This is a genomic window from Bacillus manliponensis, assembly GCF_000712595.1.
Lineage (GTDB): Bacteria > Bacillota > Bacilli > Bacillales > Bacillaceae_G > Bacillus_A > Bacillus_A manliponensis.
In genome coordinates, this window is sequence record NZ_JOTN01000002.1 from 1 (window position 1) to 21993 (window position 21993).

Genomic DNA, 21993 nt, shown 5'->3' on the forward strand with positions numbered 1-21993 from the left:
GCAATCTTTTCAACGGTATCATACATTTTATTGTTACCGTATTTTTCAGCTTCTAAAGTTCTCAGTCTCAATTTTCCAAATAAATAGTTTTTACTATTACGCATTGATTGTACCACATTTTCTACCTTACTTGGATTGAATTTTACTCCTCCACCTTGTACTTTTGAAAGCCTTGACATAGATATAAAGCTATCCATTGCACGGAAGGATTTTGCAGCTGGTCCTACAAGTGGAATCATGTCTAGCGCACCAAATGCACCTCTTCCTACCCGTTCTGTTGTGTTTAATTCACGACCAGTACCCCAGTCTTTCCCTTCTATTGCACTTTTTAATTCTAATCCGCCAAAAGCGACAGAAGCCGCAATTCCAAGAGGTGGAACTGTGATTGTTAAAATGATTAATGCTCCTGCAATTGCAAGGTCACGCCAAAACTCTAGCTTTTGTTGGCCCTCTGCAATCGTTTCATACTCGAATCCTCGCATGGATGGTGCCAATTCTCGGTATTTTTCATAATTCAGCTCTAAATCTGGATTTTGCATTTTAATTTCTTTGTACTGTGCCTGAAGAACTTCATCAAAAGCAACAGAATCTTTAAATATATCTTCTACTGTAATTTCATCTTTTTTTGTGGTAGTTGTTTGTACTTGTCCAGAGCGGTGTGCGGCTGGTGTGGTTGTCGTTGTTGTGGAACCGATGCGGTTTTCTGTTTTGTAGTTTTTCAATGATAAATCGCGTATTTTCCCAGCAAATTTATCAATGTCTTCTAAGAAAGGTTTATCAAAGTGTCTTTTTTCTACTTCACCTACGTTTGTACAGTAGTTACCTAACTCTGTATAATCATCAAGTAACTCATTTAATTCCTTATCCTTGTTACGTGGTTCAAAGTGAATACTACGATCTGAATCAAGTTCTTTAATTGTTGCCTCAATTTCTTTTAACATATCATTCATATCTTTTAATTTCGGAATTGCCTCTTTTGTTACCTTATCGATGCCTTCTTTCATTTCTTTCCACTCTTCTGGCTTATAACGGACATCCATTCTTTCTATCTCCCTCCTAACATATTCTACAAAAAACATTGCACCAAAATTCTGAATTTATTATGTATTACTTTACGAAATAAATTGATAAAAATTACTATTAGTTTGGAAAAAAGTTTAATCAGAAATGGTTTACAAACCCTTATTTGATAAGAAACAAAAGGAATCCATTTTGAAAAAAGATTGATTTAAACTAACTTAGAACTCTTTAATTAAAAAGGAATAAAACAATGTAACTTTTTTTTGCAAACGGTATTACTTTCTTCAAAACAGTACAACCTTATTTCAAATCTACACCAATGATAATTCAAATAAAAAACTCCCCGTATCAGTTTAATGATCCGGGGAGTTTTTTATCAGTAATTCTCTATATTTCCATACATTTCATGTAACTTTTGCTGTAGCATATCACGGTCCCATAACAATACATTGGTACCCTTCGCCTGGTTTTGCGCTTGTTTAGTAAAATAGTTATTTGTGATAACCAAACCTTGGTCTAATTTATAATAAGCGATACCAGCAATTACTTCTTGTACAGCCTTATTTGGAACTTTATCACTATATCTCTTTGCCTGTATTCCAATAGTTAACCCTTTTCTTCTAGCAATAACATCAATACCATAATCTCCTGAAATCCAATATTTTGATCACATCTTTTTATAAAAATCGTGACTTTATTTAAAATCAACAATTACCTTTACATTTAATAACCTATTGTTTATACAATAGAAATTCCGATACTAACTTCACAAATCAATTCACACACACTTATTTCCTTCCACTCAAAATCATTGCATTTCCTAATACTTTCTTGTTCAATAATAACTTTGGTAATTTTATTTCTTTAGCAAGCTCATTGCTCTTCAATTCACATACACCATGTTTCTTTAAAGCACGTAAGAACTCTTTTTCATCCCCAAATACTTTCTCATCCATAAACAAATCTAAGAAGACAAATGTACCACCAGGTTTTAGAACCCTTAATGCCTCTGTCATTACTTCAATTTTATTTCTTTTATCTTTTACTTCATGAAATGTTAAACAACTTACAACTACATCAAATTCACTATCATGAAAAGGAAGTTCTGCAGCACTTGCTTTCAGAAAATCAACCCTATCAGAAACTCCTTCTATTTCAGCATTCCGCTGACACTGCGCTTTCGAATATTCCCAATTCTCTCCCCAATAATCAATTCCTGTTAAAAAAGACTTCGGGAAAGCACCTGCTAATTTAATAATTAATGAACCACTCCCTGTCCCTATATCTAATACTTTTCCTTTTCCATCCCAATTCACTTTAGCAACAATTAAATTATGTATTTTAGACTGATAATCCCCTCCAAATGGTGCAAATTGATAAACGGAGTAAAAAAGTATAAATGTTATATAAAGAAAAGGCACTGCTGAGATTCCTGACAGCACTCTTAAATATACATGAACAGGTAATAATGCTACCAAAAGAAGAATAAATGAAATAACTAAAAAAATAACGAGTTTGTAAATTCGAATCCATGTTTGATATTTAGCTTTTGTTTTCAAATAACCGCCATCCTTAAGTAATCATTTTTTGTTATCATTATAAAGATAAAGCTAAAAAAGAATGAATCCTATATAATAAAGGATCCATTCCAATGAACGATTTAAAATATTCCTCTGAACTTCTTAAGATGTTCCCCTTTAAACAATAGCATTCACATCACTCGCTTAAACATCTTCTCCAATTCATAAGTCGAATGATGAACTAGTATCGGCCTTCCGTGCGGACACGTATACGGATTTGTTGTTGTGCGTAATTCTTCAAGAAGAGCAAAGATTTGTTCGTGTGTTAAATATTGATTTGCTTTAATAGATGCTTTACAGCTCATCATAATTGCTGCTTCTTCTCGTAGTTTTTTTATGTCGACCTTTTTTAGTTTTAACACTTGCTGAATCATTTCTTCAATGATTTCTAATTCTTGTCCTTTTGGGAACCATGCTGGGTGAGAACGAATAATGAACGACTGGTGACCGAATGATTCAAGGAATAAGCCTACTTTTTTCAGCTCTTCAATTTGTTCTTCTACTCGCAAATATTCGTTTAAGGAAAGATCAATGCGGTACGGAACAAGCAATTCTTGTACTTCATTTGCGACTCTTCCTACTTTTTCACGGAAATATTCGTAGTTAATCCGTTCCTGCGCAGCATGTTGGTCTATTAAATAAAGTCCTTTATCATTTTGCGCTAAAATATATGTGCCATGCATTTGACCAATTGGATATAACGGTGGTAAATCGTTGCCGTTCATTTCAACTTGTTCGATTACTTCCGTTTCTTCCATCTCTTCTAGCTCATACTCTTCTTCGTCTATAGCTACATCATCATATGTTCCTTCTTCTTTTACAGACTGTGGTGGCAGCCATGCTTGTTCTTCCTTCACAGGTTGAGGCGGTGTCCACGTCCGTTCTTCCTTTACAACTGGCGCCTTCCACTCTTGTTTTGGCTCAGTCCAAACAGGAACTTCCGTTTTTGACTTCTCATCTTTCATCTCCATCATACCTGTCGGAAGAATAATCTCTGGCAACGATGATTCTTGCTTCTTCGTATGTTCAAACTGAAACTGTTCTTGTACACTTGCATCTTGTTCTTTTTTCTTTGTTGCTACAGCTGCATCCGGGATGAGCTGCACTTTACGGAATGCTTCTTGCAACGTTTGTTCAATGAGCTGCAACAGTTCTTGTTCTTTACTAAAACGAACCTCTAATTTCGCTGGGTGAACGTTCACGTCAACAAGCATCGGATCCATTTCAATTGATAAAAAACCAATTGGATAGCGTCCTATCGGAAGTAACGTATGATAGCCTGCTTGTACAGCTTTCATTAAAACGTAGTTGCGAACATAACGACCATTTACAATCGTTGACATGTAATTGCGAGAAGCTCTCGTCACTTCAGGTAATGTCACATATCCTTTTATCGTAAAATCTAACGACTCTGCTTCAATCGGAATTAATTTTTTCGCAACTTGCATACCGTAAATAGCCGCAAGCACTTGTCTTACGTCACCATTACCAGACGTATGAAGAAGTTTTTTTCCATTATGGAACAAACGAATTGCCACTTCTGGATGTGACATCGCAATACGATATACAATGTCTGTAATATTTCCAAGCTCTGTATGAACTGTCTTCATATATTTTAAGCGGGCTGGTGTGTTAAAGAACAAGTTTTGCACCGTGATGTCTGTCCCTTTACGGCTCGCTGTTTTTTCTTTCTTTATAATGTCGCCGCCTTTAATGACAATATGTGTTCCGGGAGCATCACCTGTACTTGTAATAAGCTCTAACTCACTAACAGATGAGATACTCGGCAGTGCCTCACCGCGGAAACCGAGCGTACGAATCCTAAATAAATCATTCTCATCTTTAATTTTACTCGTTGCATGACGCTCAAAAGCAACGATACAATCATCTTCAGCAATTCCATCTCCATTATCAATAATGCGAATTTTTGAAAGTCCAGCTTCTTCTAAATGAATTTCAATAGATGTACTATTCGCATCGATGGAATTTTCAACAAGTTCTTTTACAACGGATGCGGGACGTTCAACAACCTCTCCTGCTGCAATTAAGTTAGAGAGTTGATCATCGAGTTTGCGAATTTTCCCCATCTACTCATCCTTTCTTTAACTGTTTCTGTAAACGATACAGTTCATTTAACGCTTCTAATGGTGTCATATCAAGTAAATCAATTTTTTTAATTTTCCCAAGTACTTCTTTTTCTTTTGAATCTAGCGCTGCCTTTTCTTCTTTTTTCTTCGGTTCTTCTGTAGTAAAGAATGATAGCTGCGCTTCCTCATCTTTTGAAACAACTGACGGTTCCTCTTTCACGACGTCTTGCTGCTGCACTGGCTCTGAAACCACACGTTCTATCCGCTTCGGAATGACAACCTCTTCTTGCCCTTCTAGCTGTGCTAATACTTCTTTCGCACGTGAAATTAAGCTTTCCGGAAGCTCTGCTAATTCAGCAACGTGAATACCATAACTTTTATCAGCAGCCCCTTCTTGAATTTTATGAAGGAAGACTACTTTCCCATTTTCTTCAATTGCTGATACGTGTACATTTTTTAGCTGCTCTAAACTATCCTCAAGCACTGTTAATTCATGATAGTGCGTAGAAAATAGTGTTTTCGCTCCAATATGATCGTGAATATGTTCAATGATTGCTTGTGCAAGCGCCATACCATCATACGTTGACGTCCCGCGCCCAATTTCATCAAATAAAATTAAGCTTCTTTCTGATGCATTCGCAATTGCATTTTTCGCTTCTAACATTTCAACCATAAATGTACTTTGACCAGAGATTAAATCATCAGCAGCCCCAATACGTGTGAACACTTGATCAAATACAGGAAGTACTGCTTCTGTTGCTGGTACAAAGCAACCAATTTGCGACATGACACTAATTAATGCAAGCTGACGCATATACGTACTCTTACCGGACATGTTTGGACCAGTAATTAAAAAGACGTCCATTTTCTCTGGCATGACGCAATCATTAGGTACGTATAGCTTTCCTTCTAACACTTTTTCGACAACAGGATGACGACCATCTTTAATAAAGATTTCACGCTTATCTGTTAACATCGGTTTCACAAACTGCTCTTCTTCACTTACTGTTGCAAAGCTTTGCAATACATCGAGTTCACTAATTACTTTTGCTAATTGCTGAAGCTTTGGAATATAGACTTTCACTTCTTCACGAAGCATCGTAAATAAATCATACTCAAGTTGTACAATTTTTTCTTCTGCTTCTAAAATCATTGTTTCTTTTTCTTTTAATTCATCTGTAATAAAACGTTCCGCATTTGCAAGCGTTTGTTTCCTCTCATAACGACCTTCTGGAAGCGCCGCTAAGTTTGCCTTTGTCACTTCAATATAGTAACCAAAAATACGGTTATAACCGATTTTAAGCGATTTAATGCCTGTAATGTCACGCTCACGTTTTTCAAGTTCCGCAATCCATGTTTTCCCGTTTTTACTTACGTAACGATACTGGTCTAACTTTTCATTGTATCCATCTTTAATAATGTCACCATCTTTAATAGACAGCGGCGGGTTTTCTTGAATGCTACGTTCAAGTAAAGCGGCTAAACTTTCACATGGGTCAACGTCTTGAATTAGCTTCGCGGCATACTCATTATCAATACGATTTACCATATTTAAAATGTCAGGAATTTGTAGTAACGATCGTTTTAATTGCTGCAAATCTCTCGCGTTCACATTTCCGTATGCAACTTTTCCTGCTAAGCGCTCTAAGTCATATACTTCTTTTAACTTTTCTTTTAAATCTTCACGTAAGAAATAATCATTCACAAACGTTTCAACCATCTGTAAACGTTCTTCTACTTTTTCTTTCGTCACAAGTGGACGTTCCATCCATTGTTTTAACATACGACCGCCCATTGCTGTTTTCGTTTTGTCTAACAGCCATAAAAGTGAGCCGTTTTTTTCTTTCGTACGAATTGTTTCTGTAAGTTCTAGATTGCGTTTTGAATGCACATCAATTTTCATAAATTGATTTGTATAGTAAATTTCAACTGGTTGTAAATGATCTAGCGAGCGCTTTTGTGTACGAAGTACATAGTGGAATAAACGCCCTACCGCTGTAATCAATTTCGTTTGCGCTACATTTTTGACAAGATGATTCAACCCTTCCGGCATGCTCGTTTCATCTTCATAGGAAACTGTCATTTTTAACGTTTCTGTTAGCTTCTTTAGCTCTTCTTTTGAAAAATTAGATGCAACAACAATTTCTTTCGCCCCCGTTGCATGCACTTCTAATAAAACATCTTCCAAAGAGCCTGTTAAAAGGGTAACTGTATTTTGCCCTGTCGTTAAATCATTACAAGCTAATGCATATGAGCCATCTTCAAAATGTGTTAACGCTGCAAGAAAGTTATTTTCTTTTTCATCAATATTACGCCCTTCCATCATCGTACCTGGCGTGATTAATTGTACAACTTCGCGGCGTACAACACCTTTTGTGGCTTTTGGGTCTTCTACTTGTTCACAAACTGCTACTTTATATCCTTTTTCAACAAGCTGCTCAATATAGTTTTTTGCAGCATGATACGGAACACCACACATCGGGATACGATCACTGCTGCCTCCCTCTCGGCTCGTTAATGTAATTTCAAGTTCATGAGCTGCTTTTACTGCATCCTCAAAGAACATTTCATAAAAGTCACCTAAACGGAAAAATAAAAAGGCATCTTCATAATCTGCCTTGATTTTTAAATATTGTTGGATCATCGGCGTGTACTGTGCCATTGGTATCTCTAACCTACTTCCCTTATTCATTAAATATATATTATATCATAATTATAACACGAACGATTTGTGTAGACATACAAATTGAGAGAAGGATAATAGGTCTATTGTAGATAAAGTGAAACTTCAATCAGTGGGGGTTTTCTCCATCCCCACTGATTGTTAGCCCGACCAATCGGGCTTTTACATTCAAAAGCGAAGACGACTGTTCAAGTACGAAAAGCACAAGATAAGCCTTGGCGTGGCGAAGTTTGCCACAGAAAGGATTAGCTTGTGGCTCGAGTGCTTAGGAGTCGTAGCTAGATTCAGGCTGTTTATCTCCACCTAAACTCCTTTAAATCTCCTAAGTTTTGAGGTGGGAGTCTTACATCCCGCAAATAGCGGGATAAACGCTTCATTTACTTCCATAACATAGAAGCTACATCATGCATAAAAAAAAGCTAGGAAGAAATTCTCCCTAGCTTACACTTACTCCTCCTCTATATCAACAATAAAATGAGGGTCTAACTCTTCAAACTCATCATCATCTACTTCAAATGTGCTATCATCTTCTTCGCAGCCATCTGGATTCACATTTACACAAATTTTTGTCTCTCCAACAACCTCTGTTAAAAATTCACGTTCTACTGTTACAACTAAGTCTGTTCCGCTTGGGGAAATTGCCGCTTCTAAACAGTTTGGATGTTGAACTACACGTGCAATAATTTCCAAATCTTCTCCAGAAAAGTTTTTATCACGATATCCAACCTTCACATTATCAGAATAATTAACACGTTCTGTGACAACTTCTGTTTTCGTGTTGTCATCAAATGAATACCATGTATTAATGTCATAATAACCGTCAACCGTTACAAATTTGCCGTTCTTTCTCGCTTCATATGAATGATTAATGACCCAGCACCCTAGAATACTCGTTGGATTATGATTTGGTGCACAATTATGAGTCGTTTTCATATATTGACGCCCTTTGCCGACTACCGCTTTTGTAATAATCTCTCTAAACTCAGACATATACAAAAAACCTCCTCAAACAATATTCATTTAATCATATGCGTGATAAGTGCGGAATGTGCCATTCTTTTTTTGACAAAGGGAGCTTTATGATTACATGAAACATGTACTTATGAGGAATAACTATAATGTACATAACTAAAAAAAGAGATGCCATATAGACACCTCTCTTAAAAACCACATGTTCCTTTATTATTTTCTAACTCAGCACCTGTTTTCCCTTTTAATACATCGCCACCAGTTGAGAGTAATACCTCATCCGTTACTGTATTAGAAATGGTACTTGCGACAAGCTGCAATAAATCATTCACATAAACTTGAGAAGACTTAAATTGCTGAACAACGGGAATTCCATCTAACTTATCTTGCAATCCATCAATTTCAGCTTCTACTTTTTTTAATGCTTCCCATTTACCGTAATGTTGTAAATTTACAGCTTGTTTTTGCAAAGCTTTAATTTCTTCAATTGTGCGCTTCACATTATCATTTTTATGAATTTGTGCTTCAGCACGTTTAAAGAAATCGACTTCTTCTGTTTCTGAAATCATTTTTGCTAGTTCTTTAGCACGTTCAACAATTTCATCTTTTGTAAAAGTTGTCATCTATTATTTCACCTCGATTGGCTCCTCAACCAATTCCCCGTTCAGAGACCAAGTTTTTGCTTCCATCACTCTTATTTTCACAAGCTTACCAATTACAGATTCCGGCCCCTTGAAGTTTACAAGTTTATTTGTACGTGTATATCCTGCAAGTACTTCAGGATTATTTTTACTTTCTCCATCTACAAGCACTTCAACAACTTGTCCTTCATACGCTTTGTTTTTCTTTGCAGCAAGCTCATTTACAATTGCATTTAAACGCTGCAAACGCTCCTTCTTCACTTCCATCGGAACATTATCCTTCATCTTCGCAGCCGGTGTACCTTCGCGCGGTGAATAAATAAACGTATAAGCAGTATCAAAACCAACTTCGCGGTATAACGATAACGTTTCCTCAAATTGTTCATCTGTTTCATTTGGGAAACCAACGATAATGTCTGTCGTAAACATTGCGTTTGGAATTGCCACTTTAATTTTTCTTACAAGCTCTAAGTAATGTTCACGTGAATATTTACGAGCCATAATTTTCAAAACTTCTGAGCTACCAGATTGGACTGGTAAATGTATATGTTCTACTAAGTTCCCGCCTTTTGCAAGTACTTCAATTAAACGATCATCAAAATCACGCGGATGACTCGTCGTAAAGCGAATACGAGCTACATCGATTTTACGAAGTTCATCCATTAAATCACCTAGTCCATACGCCATATCTTCAAAGTCTTTCCCATATGCATTTACATTTTGTCCAAGAAGAGTAATCTCCTTGTAACCATTTGCTGCTAAGTGGCGCACTTCCTGAATAATATCTTCTGGTCTACGGCTACGCTCTTTTCCACGTGTATACGGTACAATACAATACGTACAAAACTTATCGCACCCGTACATAATATTTACCCACGCTTTAATATCGCCGCGGCGTACTCGCGGGAGGTTCTCAATTACGTCACCTTCTTTTGACCATACTTCAACAACTGTTTCTTTCGCAAACATTGCATCTTTTAAAATATATGGCAGACGGTGAATGTTGTGCGTACCAAACACCATGTCTACATATTGATATTTTTGCATAATTTTATTTACAACAGACTCTTCTTGAGACATACAACCACATACGCCAATTAAAAGATCTGGGTTCTTCCTCTTAAGCGCTTTTAAATGGCCAATCTCTCCAAACACTTTATTTTCTGCATTTTCACGGATGGCACATGTGTTTAATAATACAACATCTGCGTCCTCTACTGTAAACGTTGCTTCATATCCAAGCGTTGTAAAAATACCTGCCATTACTTCTGTATCATGCTCATTCATTTGACATCCATACGTACGAATATAGAATTTCCTTCTTTCTCCAAAGTTACGAAATTCTTCTGGCAAACCGAAGTCGCGTTCAATCTTAATTTCTTCTTTTCCACGCTTTTTTGCATCTTTTAAAGACGGTGGCTGATATACACGCTCAAAGTATTGGCTGTAATCTTTCGCTTCCTTCACTTTTGTAGAAGCTGTTTGTTGACCTGCTAATCGTTGCTCTTCGTTCATGAATAATCTCCTTTCAACCTTGCATACACACAGTATTTCACCTTTTTTATTTACCTTTTTTCCTTGTGAGAAGCATATCGCTTCACTCCTATACACATTACTATAGTATAAAGTGTTTACTCTAATTAAACAATATTCATGAACGATTCTCTTTTGAACGGGGGATAAAAAAGAGCTCTTATATGATATAACTCTTATATATTATTTTATCATTCAGAATTTTCTAAGTAAAGATAACAATAGGAATCTACCCTTTGTTTTCTTTTTACAAACATGATCTATTTCTATCTATGTTGCATGTTTCTTAATTCCAACAAAAAAGGTTACCGATATTCCGGTAACCTTTTTTGTTACATAAATTCTGCAACGAGATCGTCAAACATTTTTTGATCCATTTGCAGATTTGCGTGAGTTAATGGTTTCTCACTATAACCACTTACAAGCTCTTGATAAGATGGTTGTTCTGTATTTTGATAAATAAGGCCTGTTACTAAGCCTTTATTCTCCATTAATGTTTGCATCGCCATCATACGATTTGATGCATCATATTCTTCTACTTCACTTAGCTTCGTTAAATTCTCTTTAAACCAATCATACGTATTTACTTTATTATAAGTAACACATGGACTGAATACGTTAATAAGCGAGAATCCTTTATGTTTAATTCCAGCCTCAATGAGTTGTGTTAGTTCTTTCAAATCACTTGAGAAGCTTTGTGCCACAAATGTCGCACCTGCTGTTAACGCCATTTCCATAACAGATAACGCTGGTTCAATAGAACCTTGCGGTGTACTTTTCGTTTTAAAGCCCGCTTCACTACGCGGTGACGTTTGCCCTTTTGTTAACCCATAAATTTGGTTATCCATAACGATGTACGTAACGTCAATATTACGACGAATGGAATGAATTGTATGCCCCATACCAATCGCAAAACCGTCACCATCTCCACCAGAAGCGATAACAGTTAAATCACGGTTTGCCATTTTTACACCTTGTGCAATCGGAAGAGCACGCCCGTGAATACTATGCACACCGTAAGAATTAATATAACCTGAAATACGACCCGAACATCCAATACCGGAAATTACAGCTAACTCTTCAGGTTGTAAACCGACGTTTGCAGCAGCACGCTGAATTGCTGCTTGTACTGAAAAGTCACCGCAACCTGGACACCAGTTTGGCTTTACGCTATTGCGAAAATCCTTAAATGTTGCCATTTAAAACAACCCCTTCTTTACATTCGTTGTAAATTTCTTTCGGTAAGAACGGATTTCCATCGTATTTCAATAGGCTAGAAATTTTCTCACCACTGCCAAGATTCATTTTCATAATATTAGCAAGCTGCCCTGTCGCATTGTTCTCAACAACTACAACACGCTTTGCATGTTGCACAAGTGGCAACAACTCATTTGTTGGGAACGGATGAATTAAACGTATGTGAGCATGGTTTACCTTTAATCCATCTTGCTCTAAGCGGCCCATCGCTTCCTCTATTGCACCACGCGTCGAGTTAAACCCTACTAACAAGACATCCGCCTCATCATGCTTGGCATTTTTATAAATAGGGGTATTGAATTTTAAGTTTTCCATCTTACGGAAACGCTTATCCATTTGCTGCTTACGATTTAATGCCGATTCAGATGGTTTTCCTGTCTCATCGTGCTCAACACCTGTCACATGATGGATACCATTTTTTGTACCAGGTAGAATACGAGGCGATATACCATCTTCCGTTACTTCATAACGCTTAAAGTATGCCTTATTTTCTTGTTCTGGTAATTCAGCTTGTAAATCAAGCTTACCACGGCGAATTTCTACTTTATCTAATTTCAATGGTTCTACCGTTTGTTTTCCTAATGAAAGCTGTAAGTCTGTTAATAAAATAACTGGAACTTGATATTCTTCAGCTAAATTAAATGCTTCTATCGCATCATAAAACGCTTCTTCTACCGTACTTGGCGCCATTACAATTTTCGGAATTTCGCCATGCGTACCGTAAATCATAGCTAGTAAATCTGATTGCTCTTGCTTTGTTGGTAAACCTGTACTTGGTCCACCACGCTGCGTGTCAACAATGACAAGTGGAATTTCTGTCATACCAGCTAAGCCAATTGCCTCCATCATAAGAGAAAGACCCGGACCGGCTGAAGCTGTTAATGTACGAACTCCCGCATAGTTTGCACCAATCGCCATCGTACAAGCAGCGATTTCATCTTCCGTTTGGATAACTGTTCCACCGACTTTCGGAAGTTTTTTAATTAAATACTCCATAATTTCAGATGCCGGTGTAATCGGATACGCACTCATAAAACGGCAACCACCAGCTACTGCACCAAAAGCAATCGCATCGTTTCCGATCATAAACATACGTTTCTGTCCATCTGCTTTTTCAAGCTGCATCATGTTTACGTTCTCACCAAGTAGTTCCTTCATATATTGAGAGCCGCGCTTAATTGCTTCCATGTTCTTTTCAACAATTTGTTCACCTTTGCGGCCGAAAATTTCATTTACAACTTCTAGATAAACATTCTCATCTAAGCCTAAAACTGCACTAGATGCCCCAACAGCAACCATGTTTTTCATTAAGGATGTACCTAACTCAGAAGCAATCTCTGTAAATGGAATTGCATAAAGTGTTACATTTGTTCCTTCTGGAATGGTTGGATTAAACTTTGCATCAGCAACAACAATGCCGCCAGAACGCAATTCGTGGAAGTTAAAATCAATTGTTTCTTGATCAAATGCAATTAAAATATCTAAATCATCCGATACTGCACGTACTTCTGTCGTGCTCACACGAATTTTATTATTGGTATGGCCACCTTTAATACGTGATGAAAAATGGCGATAGCCATATAAATAGTATCCTAATCGGTTTAATGCAATACAGAAGATTTCTCCTGTACTTTCAATTCCTTCACCTTGTTGGCCTCCAACTTTCCATGAAAGTTGACTAATCATCTCCTACACCCCTTTGGCTGCATTCATTGTAGTGTATTTTTTTACAGTAATAGTTTAGCACTTTTTCAGAAAAGAAACTACAATGGACGCGAATTATACCTTTTCAGATTAACTAGAATATTTTATATATTCTTAATTTCCTTTCAATTCTAGACGCACTCTACAAAAAAATCAACATTTTAAGCGAATTTCGTCATATATTTTCAAATTCCTTGTTTTGAAACCGCTTTACTTTGAAATATGCATAAAAAATGTTTAAAAAAGTATGTGATTGATGAAATTATTGTATGTAAAATTTTTTACTTGTGCCTCTGTATAATACTTTAATAAAACCTCTATTATACGGTTATAGTCTTCATATTTTTTTATATTTTTAACCATCGTTACAATACCATCAAAATCAGACCCAAATCCAACGTTTTTTTCACCGCCAAGCATACAAATGTGTTCCACATGACGTAGTATATCATCAATGGATGCTACCTGTTTTTCTGTTAAAAATCCGGGAACAAACGTTACACCTATCATACCATCTTTTTTAATAAGTGCTTTTATTTGCTCATCCTTCAAATTTCGCGGGTGCTGACATAGATGATAACAATTCGAATGTGATGCAATTGGATATTCCCCTATTTCCATCACATCCCAAAATCCCTTTTCTGACAAGTGAGATACATCTGTCCACATTCGGTGATGATTAAGTGATGACACAACTTCCTTACCAAAAAGAGATAACCCTGCCCCTCTCGTTTCTAAAGCTCCATCAGCTACTAAATTTGCATAGTTCCATGTTAGCCCTACCGAGCGAACACCTAAGTTATACAATGTGTGCAATTTAGAAATTTCTTTACCAACTGCTTCACATCCCTCTAATGTTAAAATAGCCCCGATTTCCTCATTCGTTAAGTTATGAACATCTTCTTTCGTTTGAATCCATTTCATATGAGGTAACCTTAAAACTTGTTCATGAAAGATGTTGGCCATTTCTAGCGCCGCTTCAAAACGCTGTGAGTATAGTACTCCTTCTGGAACATATATCGCAAAGCATTGAATACTACCTTTCTTTTTCTGCAACTGCTCAAATGAAATATGTAAATCTTCGTCATTTTCAAAGCTTCTTTTTCCTTCTGTCCGCCATAACTGCCACAATACATCACAATGCGCATCAAAAACTTTCACAAATTTCACTCCTCTCGTATAAAAACAACCTGTTTGCACATGCAAACAGGTTGTCAAAACTTAACGAGGTTCTACAATTAATTTAATTGCTGTGCGTTCTTCACCATCAATCATAATGTCTGTGAAAGCGGGGATACAAATTAAGTCCACACCACTAGGCGCTACAAATCCTCTTGCAATTGCTACTGCCTTCACGGCTTGATTCAATGCACCTGCGCCAATTGCTTGGATTTCTGCTGATCCACGTTCGCGAATCACCCCAGCAAGTGCACCAGCTACAGAGTTAGGGACCGAAGTTGCTTTAACTTTTAATATTTCCATTACTCGTTTCCTCCTCGTTTCTTAAAAAAGTATTAGCGATTAATTTCACTTTAACTTATATTCACGAGTAATGGGTTGTATTCCTGCTAAATTTCATCAATTTTTCTAAAAACTTAAAATATATTTTCTTTTCTGACTTTGTTAAATATTTACTCAAAAAATGGCTGATCGTCGTTAATTAAAACTTGTTGAATCTTTTTCGCTTTCCCCGTGCTTGTATCTACATCAATTAATACTGCACTTAACTGCGTTCTACCATTTGTTACTTCAAATCTTACAGGCATCGTTGTCAAGAATTTCTTCAGAACCGCTTCACGATCCATACCTAAAATCCCATCGTATGGACCTGTCATACCTACATCCGTAATATACGCTGTTCCATTTGGTAAAATGCGCTTATCAGCTGTAGGAACGTGTGTATGTGTGCCTACAACTGCAGTTGCTCTTCCATCTACATACCAACCAAGCGCTTGCTTTTCACTTGTTGTTTCAGCATGGAAATCAATAAAAATAATATTTGTACGTTTTTTTGCAATGGCAATTAATTCATCCACTTTTCGGAACGGACAATCAATTGGCGTTAAAAACGTACGGCCTTGTAAATTAATAATTGCAACTTCTGTTCCATTACAATTTACAAACACAAGACCCGTTCCTGGTGTTCCTTCAGGAAAATTGGCTGGTCTTGCTAAATATTTCGCATCCTCAATAAACTCGAAAATTTCACGATTATCCCACGCATGGTTCCCTAGTGTGACAGCTTGCGCACCACATTCTAAAAAGTTACGATAAATTTTCTCTGTAATTCCGCGTCCACCAGCTGCATTTTCTCCATTAATAATTGTAACAGTTGGTGTATATTTCTTTTTCAAAGCTGGTACGTAATCTTGGATCATACGTCTTCCAGGTGATCCTACTACATCTCCAACAAATAAAATTCTCATATTGTCTTACCCTTCCTATGTACCTTATATTGTTTCATTTTTCGACATCACAGTTTTTGCATATCTCAGCATCATAAACTATGTCCTTATATTACCCAATGATAACACAAAAAAATAAAGTGGCGTTACACCACTTTATTTCGCATATTCTACTGCACGTGTTTCACGAATAACAGTAACTTTAATATGTCCTGGATAATCCAGTTCACTTTCGATACGTTTTCGAATGTCACGCGCTAGACGATGAGCTTCGAGATCGTCAATTGTATCTGGTTTTACCAAAATACGAACTTCACGTCCCGCTTGAATTGCATAAGATTTCTCTACACCTTCATAGGATTCAGAAATCTCTTCCAGTTTCTCAAGTCGTCGAATATAGTTTTCAAGCGTTTCACTTCGAGCGCCCGGTCTTGCAGCTGATAACGCATCCGCTGCGGCAACAAGAACAGCAATAATTGAAGTAGGCTCCGTGTCACCATGGTGAGATGCAATACTGTTAATAACAACAGGATGCTCTTTATATTTCGTAGCAAGCTCAACACCAATTTCAACGTGACTACCTTCAACTTCATGGTCGATTGCTTTTCCGATATCATGCAATAAACCAGCACGTCTTGCAAGCTTTTCGTCTTCTCCAAGTTCTGCCGCCATAAGTCCTGCTAAATAAGCTACCTCCATAGAGTGCTTTAGAACATTCTGACCATAACTTGTACGGAATTTCAAACGACCTAAAATTTTAATTAAGTCTGGATGTAAACCATGTACACCAACTTCAAATGTCGTCTGCTCCCCTACTTCACGAATATACTCATCCACTTCACGTCTTGATTTCTCAACCATTTCCTCAATACGTGCAGGGTGAATACGTCCATCTTGTACAAGCTTATCAAGAGCAATCCGAGCCGTTTCACGACGAATTGGATCAAACCCTGATAAGATTACAGCTTCTGGCGTATCATCGATGATTAAATCAATACCCGTTAACGTTTCTAACGTACGAATATTACGACCTTCACGACCGATAATACGTCCTTTCATTTCATCGTTTGGAAGATTTACAACTGAAACCGTTGTTTCTGCAACATGATCAGCGGCACATCGTTGAATTGCTAAAGATAAAATATCTTTTGCTTTCTTATCCGCTTCCTCTTTCGCACGAACTTCAGTTTCCTTCACCATTAATGCGATTTCATGAGAAATTTCACTTTCAACTTTTTCTAGAATGATTGCTCTTGCTTGGTCGCGTGTTAGGCTGGAAATGCGTTCTAACTCATCTTGCTGCTTTTGTACTAGCTCTCCAACTTTGCTTTCCAACTCTTCAATCTGCTGTTGTCTTGACACAAGAGAATTCTCTTTCTTTTCTAACATTTGCTCACGCTTATCAAGCGATTCGTCTTTACGATCGAGATTCTCTTCTTTCTGCATTAAACGATTTTCTTGTTTTTGCAGTTCGCTTCTACGTTCACGAACTTCTAATTCCGCTCCTGTACGAAGTGTGTGAATTTCATCCTTTGCTTCTAAAAGCGCTTCCTTCTTTAATGCTTCCGCTTCACGGTTTGCATCTTCTAGAATACGCTTTGCTTCATTAGCTGCCCCATTAATCTTCGCTTCTGCAATGGACTTTCGAACAAAAAATCCAACAACGGCACCGAATATTGCAAGCAAAATGGAGATGAGTACCCAAACTATAGTGCTCATGATTTCACCTCCTCTTGCTATGAATGAAAAAAAGACTACCGGCAAGTATATTACTTACGTGTGCAACATACAGCAAACACCGTCGTCCCGCCTTTTTAAGGGACTTTCTTCATTTCACAATAAAATTGTCATATTATTATTTCGGAAAAAATTTCTCATTTTATCCGAAGGCACTTCCCTTTTTAGAGAAAAGTGTTTCGTATACAAGAAAAAATATACAATATTATTGTATATACCGCAAATTTCATTGTCAAGCGTTGTCTACTTTTACTTTCTTTACCTGAGAAAAAAAAGACACGAAATCGTGTCTTTTAATCTTCCATACCTTCTTGACTTACCGTTGCATCTTCTCCACTAATACCGTAATGTTCACGAATGAAGAATGCAATTTCATCTGTTAATTCAGGATTTTCTTTTAAGAATTGCTTCGCATTTTCTCGTCCTTGTCCTAGGCGCTCTTCGTTGTAAGAGTACCATGCACCACTTTTTTGGACAATATCAAGCTCAGACGCCATATCTAAAATTTCGCCCTCTTTTGAAATTCCTTCCCCGTACATAATATCCACTTCTGCAACGCGGAATGGTGGTGCTACTTTATTTTTCACTACTTTTATTTTTGTTTTATTACCAACGATGTCGTTACCTTGTTTTAATTGCTCAGCACGACGCACCTCAAGACGTACAGTTGAATAGAACTTTAATGCACGTCCACCAGGAGTTGTTTCTGGGTTCCCGAACATAACCCCAACTTTTTCACGAATTTGGTTAATAAAGATTGCAATTGTTTTTGATTTGTTAATCGCGCCAGAAAGTTTACGAAGAGCTTGTGACATTAAACGTGCTTGTAAACCAACGTGTGAGTCACCCATTTCTCCTTCAATTTCCGCTTTTGGAACAAGTGCTGCTACAGAGTCAATTACGATGATATCGATTGCACCGCTTCGTACTAGTGCCTCTGCAATTTCTAAACCTTGCTCCCCTGTGTCTGGTTGTGATAATAATAACTCATCTATGTTAACACCAAGCTTTTGTGCATATACAGGATCCATAGCATGCTCTGCATCAATAAATGCCGCTTGTCCGCCCTGGCGTTGTACTTCTGCAATAGCGTGTAAAGAAACCGTCGTTTTACCAGAACTCTCTGGTCCATAAATTTCAATAATACGGCCGCGAGGGTAGCCACCTACTCCAAGAGCTACATCTAGAGCTAGTGAACCACTTGGTACAGTGGATACTTTACGTTCCGCTTGTTCTCCTAACTTCATAATTGAACCTTTACCGAATTGCTTTTCTATTTGTTTTAAGGCCATATCTAATGCCGCTTGACGATCACTCATTCAAAATTCCTCCTTAACTTAAATGCTAATCTTATTATACCTATTTTCATTGCAATTTGCCAACAAAAATCGAACATTTATTCGTTTTTTTATTTTCTACTACATAAAACCCTTTATTTTCAAAGGGAAAATAAAAAGCTAGAGGAGAATCACATCTCTTCTAGCTTTTTATATAAATGATAAAATCCATACTTCACTGCACGCTCACGTATTTGTTGGCGACTCCCACTTAATACAAGTGGGAAAACTTTTGTTTCCACACCTTCTATTGCCAGTCCAATATAAACCGTCCCAGCATCCTTCCCTTCCGAAGGTCCGGGCCCTGCTACGCCTGTAAAACTTATACCAATATGTGAGCCCATTAGCTTTCTTACATTTTCAGCAAGAACAACGGCACATTCTTCACTAACAGCACCATTTGATTGTAATAACTCTTTTGATACGTTCAGAATGCGTTCTTTTATATCATTGCTATAACAGATGATTCCACCGTTAAATATAGAGGAAACACCGTTATTCTCTACAATTTGATTTCCAAACAAGCCGCCAGTTAAGCTTTCTGCACAAGAAAGAGTTATATTCTTTTGTTTCAATAACGTAATGACTTTATGATGAAGGAACTCTTGATTATATCCATAGAAAAATTGACCTACCCTTTGTAAAACCAATCCTTCTACTTCATTAATAAGTTTCTCTGCTTCTTTCTCATCATTATGCCGAGCCGTTAAACGAAGTGTCACTTCTCCTTCCGATGCAAGCGGTGCAATCGTTGGATTTGTTTGGTTATCAATAATATCTTGAAGTTTATCTTCCAATTGTGATTCTCCAATTCCAAAAAAGCGAAGAACACGTGAATACAAGTTTTCCCCAGTTGTTACATTACGTAAAAATGGCTCAACGTACTGTATATACATCGGATTCATTTCTTTTGGCGGTCCTGGTAGTAAAATGTACACTTTTTCATTTTTACATAACCCCATCCCAGGCGCCATACCGTGATCATTTGTAAATACAGTAGATCCATTTAACACAAGTGCTTGTTTCTTATTATTTTCTGTAAACTCACGACCTGTTTTTTGAAAATAATTAGCAATTGAAGCGAGCGCAGCTTCATCATATGTCAATTCTTCACCGAGAGATCGCGCAATTGTTTCTTTTGTTAAATCATCTTTCGTTGGCCCTAATCCACCTGTAAAGATTAAAATATCAGCTCGTTTTTCAGCAATTTCAATCGCTTGCTGTAAACGATGGTTGTTGTCACCTACAACCGTATGATAGTACACGTGAATTCCGATTTCAGCTAACTTCTCTGATAAAAATTTCGCATTTGTATTTGTAATCTGTCCAAGCAAAAGTTCTGTACCAACCGCAATAATTTCTGCATTCATCTCCCAATCCCCCATAAGCTGTTATTTTGAATTTACAAAAGCAGCTCTATTTTTCCAGAAATAGTCCCATCCAGAGACTACTGTAAAGATTAATGCAATCCAAATTGAAATATCTGCTACTGGTATATGAAGTAAGTTTAACGGTACATCATGCAGTAAATATGCAGATATGGCAACGATTTGTGTCCACGTTTTAATTTTCCCAAGCATGTTAGCTGCAACCACTTCCCCAGTTCCAGCTAATACTAGACGTAAACCTGTAATCGCAAATTCACGACTAATAATCACAATAACCATCCATGCTGGTACATAACTTAATTCTACTAACGTAATCAACGCAGCAGAAACAAGTAACTTATCTGCTAATGGATCTAAAAATTTCCCAAGGTTTGTAACAAGGTTGTATTTTCTTGCATAGTGACCATCAATCCAATCTGTTGCAGATGCAACAATAAAAATAATCGCTCCCACTAAGTGCTGAATTGGTAACGTTGCATCTCCAATTGTATATGCTCCCCAATTAAAATCACCAAGCATGATGATTAAAAAGATTGGAATTAATAAGATTCTTGATATAGTAATTTTATTTGGCAAATTCACAGCTATTCCTCCATCATGTCCAAACAGTTTGTTCATTGAAAAAAGTCATCGAATCGATGACCATTATTGCGCAGGTTGTTCCCCTAGGTTTTTAATCACCAATCGCTGATGAAATTCTTGCGTTGGCTCTAGCGGATATTCCACAACTTGCCCATTAATTTTAATTTCAACATTTGGCGTACTACCGATATTTAGACGAATTTCATTTGCTGTCCATAAATCATGAGCTTGTGTTTGGCCTTGCTTTAATGTGCCACTATACACTTCTCCGCTATCCGTTTTAATATCCACATAGCTCGTTCCGCCTGCTGTAATCTCTAACTGAAGTGCTTTGTTATTACGGACTTCTAACGTAGAGATTTTCCCTTTTGTCTCTACAACTGCAATTTCTTCCGTTGTAGCTTGTGCTTGTGTTTCTTCTTTATCTTTTTTATCTTCTTTGTCTTTTTTATCTTTTTTATCTTCTTTATCTTCTTTGTCTTCTTTGTCTTCTTTGTCTTTTTTATCTTCTTTGTCTTTTTTCGTTTCTTCTACTTTATCTTCTTGCGCCACTTCTTCTTGTGTCACTTCTTCTTGTTTTTTATCAAGAGGTGAATCTTCCGCTTTATCTACTTTAATTTGCGTTTGTTGATTTGTTTTCACTTGCGTATCATCATTTCCAGTGAATAACTGTAACACTATCCAAATGATGAAACCGAAAGCTAGAACCCCAAGTCCAATTAAGATTTTTGGCATATGATCTGCAATTGGTAAATTAGCCGCTTTTTTCATTGTTTCTTGTGTTTTCTGTCCCGTCGAAACTTGCGGTACATCGTGAGAAACAGATTGCGGCAAATCATGCTTGTACTCTTCTAATATTTCTTCTCCATTTAACCCAACAGCTTCAGCGTATTGTTTAATAAAAGCACGCGTATAAAAGCTTCCTGGTAATATACTGTAGTCACCTTCTTCAATAGTCACTAAATAACGCTTTTGAATCTTTGTCATTTCTTGTAGCTGATCGAGTGAAAGGCCTTTTGCCTCTCTTGCTTCTCTCAGTTTTTGTCCTAATTCCATCACTGCTAACACCT

General features: G+C 37.1%; 17 protein-coding genes and 1 pseudogene. All 18 read right to left on the reverse strand.

The genetic code is table 11. The features are described from left to right. Positions 1-1040: pseudogene (locus tag BAMA_RS01945) on the reverse strand (hypothetical protein); the annotation flags it as partial. A 356-nt stretch (positions 1041-1396) separates the two neighbouring features. Continuing rightward, a complete protein-coding gene (locus tag BAMA_RS25600) occupies positions 1397-1675 on the reverse strand; it encodes a restriction endonuclease (RefSeq protein WP_084157851.1) in 279 nt (92 codons plus the stop codon). 133 nt (positions 1676-1808) lie between these two features. Then, a complete protein-coding gene (locus tag BAMA_RS01950) occupies positions 1809-2579 on the reverse strand; it encodes a class I SAM-dependent methyltransferase (protein WP_034635647.1) in 771 nt (256 codons plus the stop codon). A 152-nt stretch (positions 2580-2731) separates the two neighbouring features. Beyond that, positions 2732-4687, reverse strand: a complete 1956-nt coding sequence (mutL, locus tag BAMA_RS01955) for a DNA mismatch repair endonuclease MutL (protein ID WP_034635648.1) — start codon at positions 4685-4687, stop codon at positions 2732-2734. A 4-nt stretch (positions 4688-4691) separates the two neighbouring features. Further along, complete coding sequence (gene mutS / locus BAMA_RS01960) at positions 4692-7349, reverse strand: DNA mismatch repair protein MutS (RefSeq protein ID WP_034635649.1); 2658 nt, start codon at positions 7347-7349, stop codon at positions 4692-4694. A 468-nt stretch (positions 7350-7817) separates the two neighbouring features. Further along, positions 7818-8360 (reverse strand): outer spore coat protein CotE, encoded by a 543-nt coding sequence (gene cotE, locus BAMA_RS01965; protein WP_034635650.1) that lies wholly within the window; start codon positions 8358-8360, stop codon positions 7818-7820. A 170-nt stretch (positions 8361-8530) separates the two neighbouring features. Next, complete coding sequence (locus BAMA_RS01970; protein WP_034635652.1) at positions 8531-8962, reverse strand: YlbF/YmcA family competence regulator; 432 nt, start codon at positions 8960-8962, stop codon at positions 8531-8533. Positions 8963-8965: 3 nt separating this feature from the next. Further along, complete coding sequence (gene miaB / locus BAMA_RS01975) at positions 8966-10495, reverse strand: tRNA (N6-isopentenyl adenosine(37)-C2)-methylthiotransferase MiaB (RefSeq protein ID WP_034635654.1); 1530 nt, start codon at positions 10493-10495, stop codon at positions 8966-8968. Between the two features lie 350 nt (positions 10496-10845). Further along, positions 10846-11712: a 2-oxoacid:ferredoxin oxidoreductase subunit beta gene (locus tag BAMA_RS01980; RefSeq protein WP_034635656.1), complete on the reverse strand. Its 867-nt coding sequence runs from the start codon at positions 11710-11712 to the stop codon at positions 10846-10848. After that, the gene (locus tag BAMA_RS01985) at positions 11699-13456 is read right to left on the reverse strand and encodes a 2-oxoacid:acceptor oxidoreductase subunit alpha (RefSeq protein WP_034635657.1); all 1758 of its coding nucleotides are present in this window, start codon (positions 13454-13456) and stop codon (positions 11699-11701) included. The genes BAMA_RS01980 and BAMA_RS01985 overlap by 14 nt, the downstream gene beginning before the upstream one ends. A 255-nt stretch (positions 13457-13711) precedes the next feature. Continuing rightward, positions 13712-14674, reverse strand: a complete 963-nt coding sequence (locus tag BAMA_RS01990) for a dipeptidase (protein WP_200874660.1) — start codon at positions 14672-14674, stop codon at positions 13712-13714. Between the two features lie 21 nt (positions 14675-14695). Continuing rightward, positions 14696-14956, reverse strand: coding sequence for a stage V sporulation protein SpoVS (gene spoVS, locus BAMA_RS01995; protein ID WP_034635659.1), 261 nt, complete (start codon positions 14954-14956; stop codon positions 14696-14698). Positions 14957-15105: 149 nt separating this feature from the next. Next, a complete protein-coding gene (locus tag BAMA_RS02000; RefSeq protein ID WP_034635660.1) occupies positions 15106-15900 on the reverse strand; it encodes a TIGR00282 family metallophosphoesterase in 795 nt (264 codons plus the stop codon). 135 nt (positions 15901-16035) lie between these two features. Further along, positions 16036-17598 (reverse strand): ribonuclease Y, encoded by a 1563-nt coding sequence (gene rny / locus BAMA_RS02005; protein WP_034635662.1) that lies wholly within the window; start codon positions 17596-17598, stop codon positions 16036-16038. Between the two features lie 311 nt (positions 17599-17909). Beyond that, a complete protein-coding gene (gene recA / locus BAMA_RS02010; protein WP_034635663.1) occupies positions 17910-18935 on the reverse strand; it encodes a recombinase RecA in 1026 nt (341 codons plus the stop codon). 149 nt (positions 18936-19084) lie between these two features. Continuing rightward, the gene (locus tag BAMA_RS02015; protein WP_034635665.1) at positions 19085-20323 is read right to left on the reverse strand and encodes a competence/damage-inducible protein A; all 1239 of its coding nucleotides are present in this window, start codon (positions 20321-20323) and stop codon (positions 19085-19087) included. 21 nt (positions 20324-20344) lie between these two features. After that, positions 20345-20923, reverse strand: a complete 579-nt coding sequence (gene pgsA, locus BAMA_RS02020) for a CDP-diacylglycerol--glycerol-3-phosphate 3-phosphatidyltransferase (RefSeq protein ID WP_034635668.1) — start codon at positions 20921-20923, stop codon at positions 20345-20347. 63 nt (positions 20924-20986) lie between these two features. Further along, positions 20987-21982, reverse strand: a complete 996-nt coding sequence (locus BAMA_RS02025; protein WP_034635669.1) for a helix-turn-helix domain-containing protein — start codon at positions 21980-21982, stop codon at positions 20987-20989. Between the last annotated feature and the right edge of the window lie 11 nt (positions 21983-21993).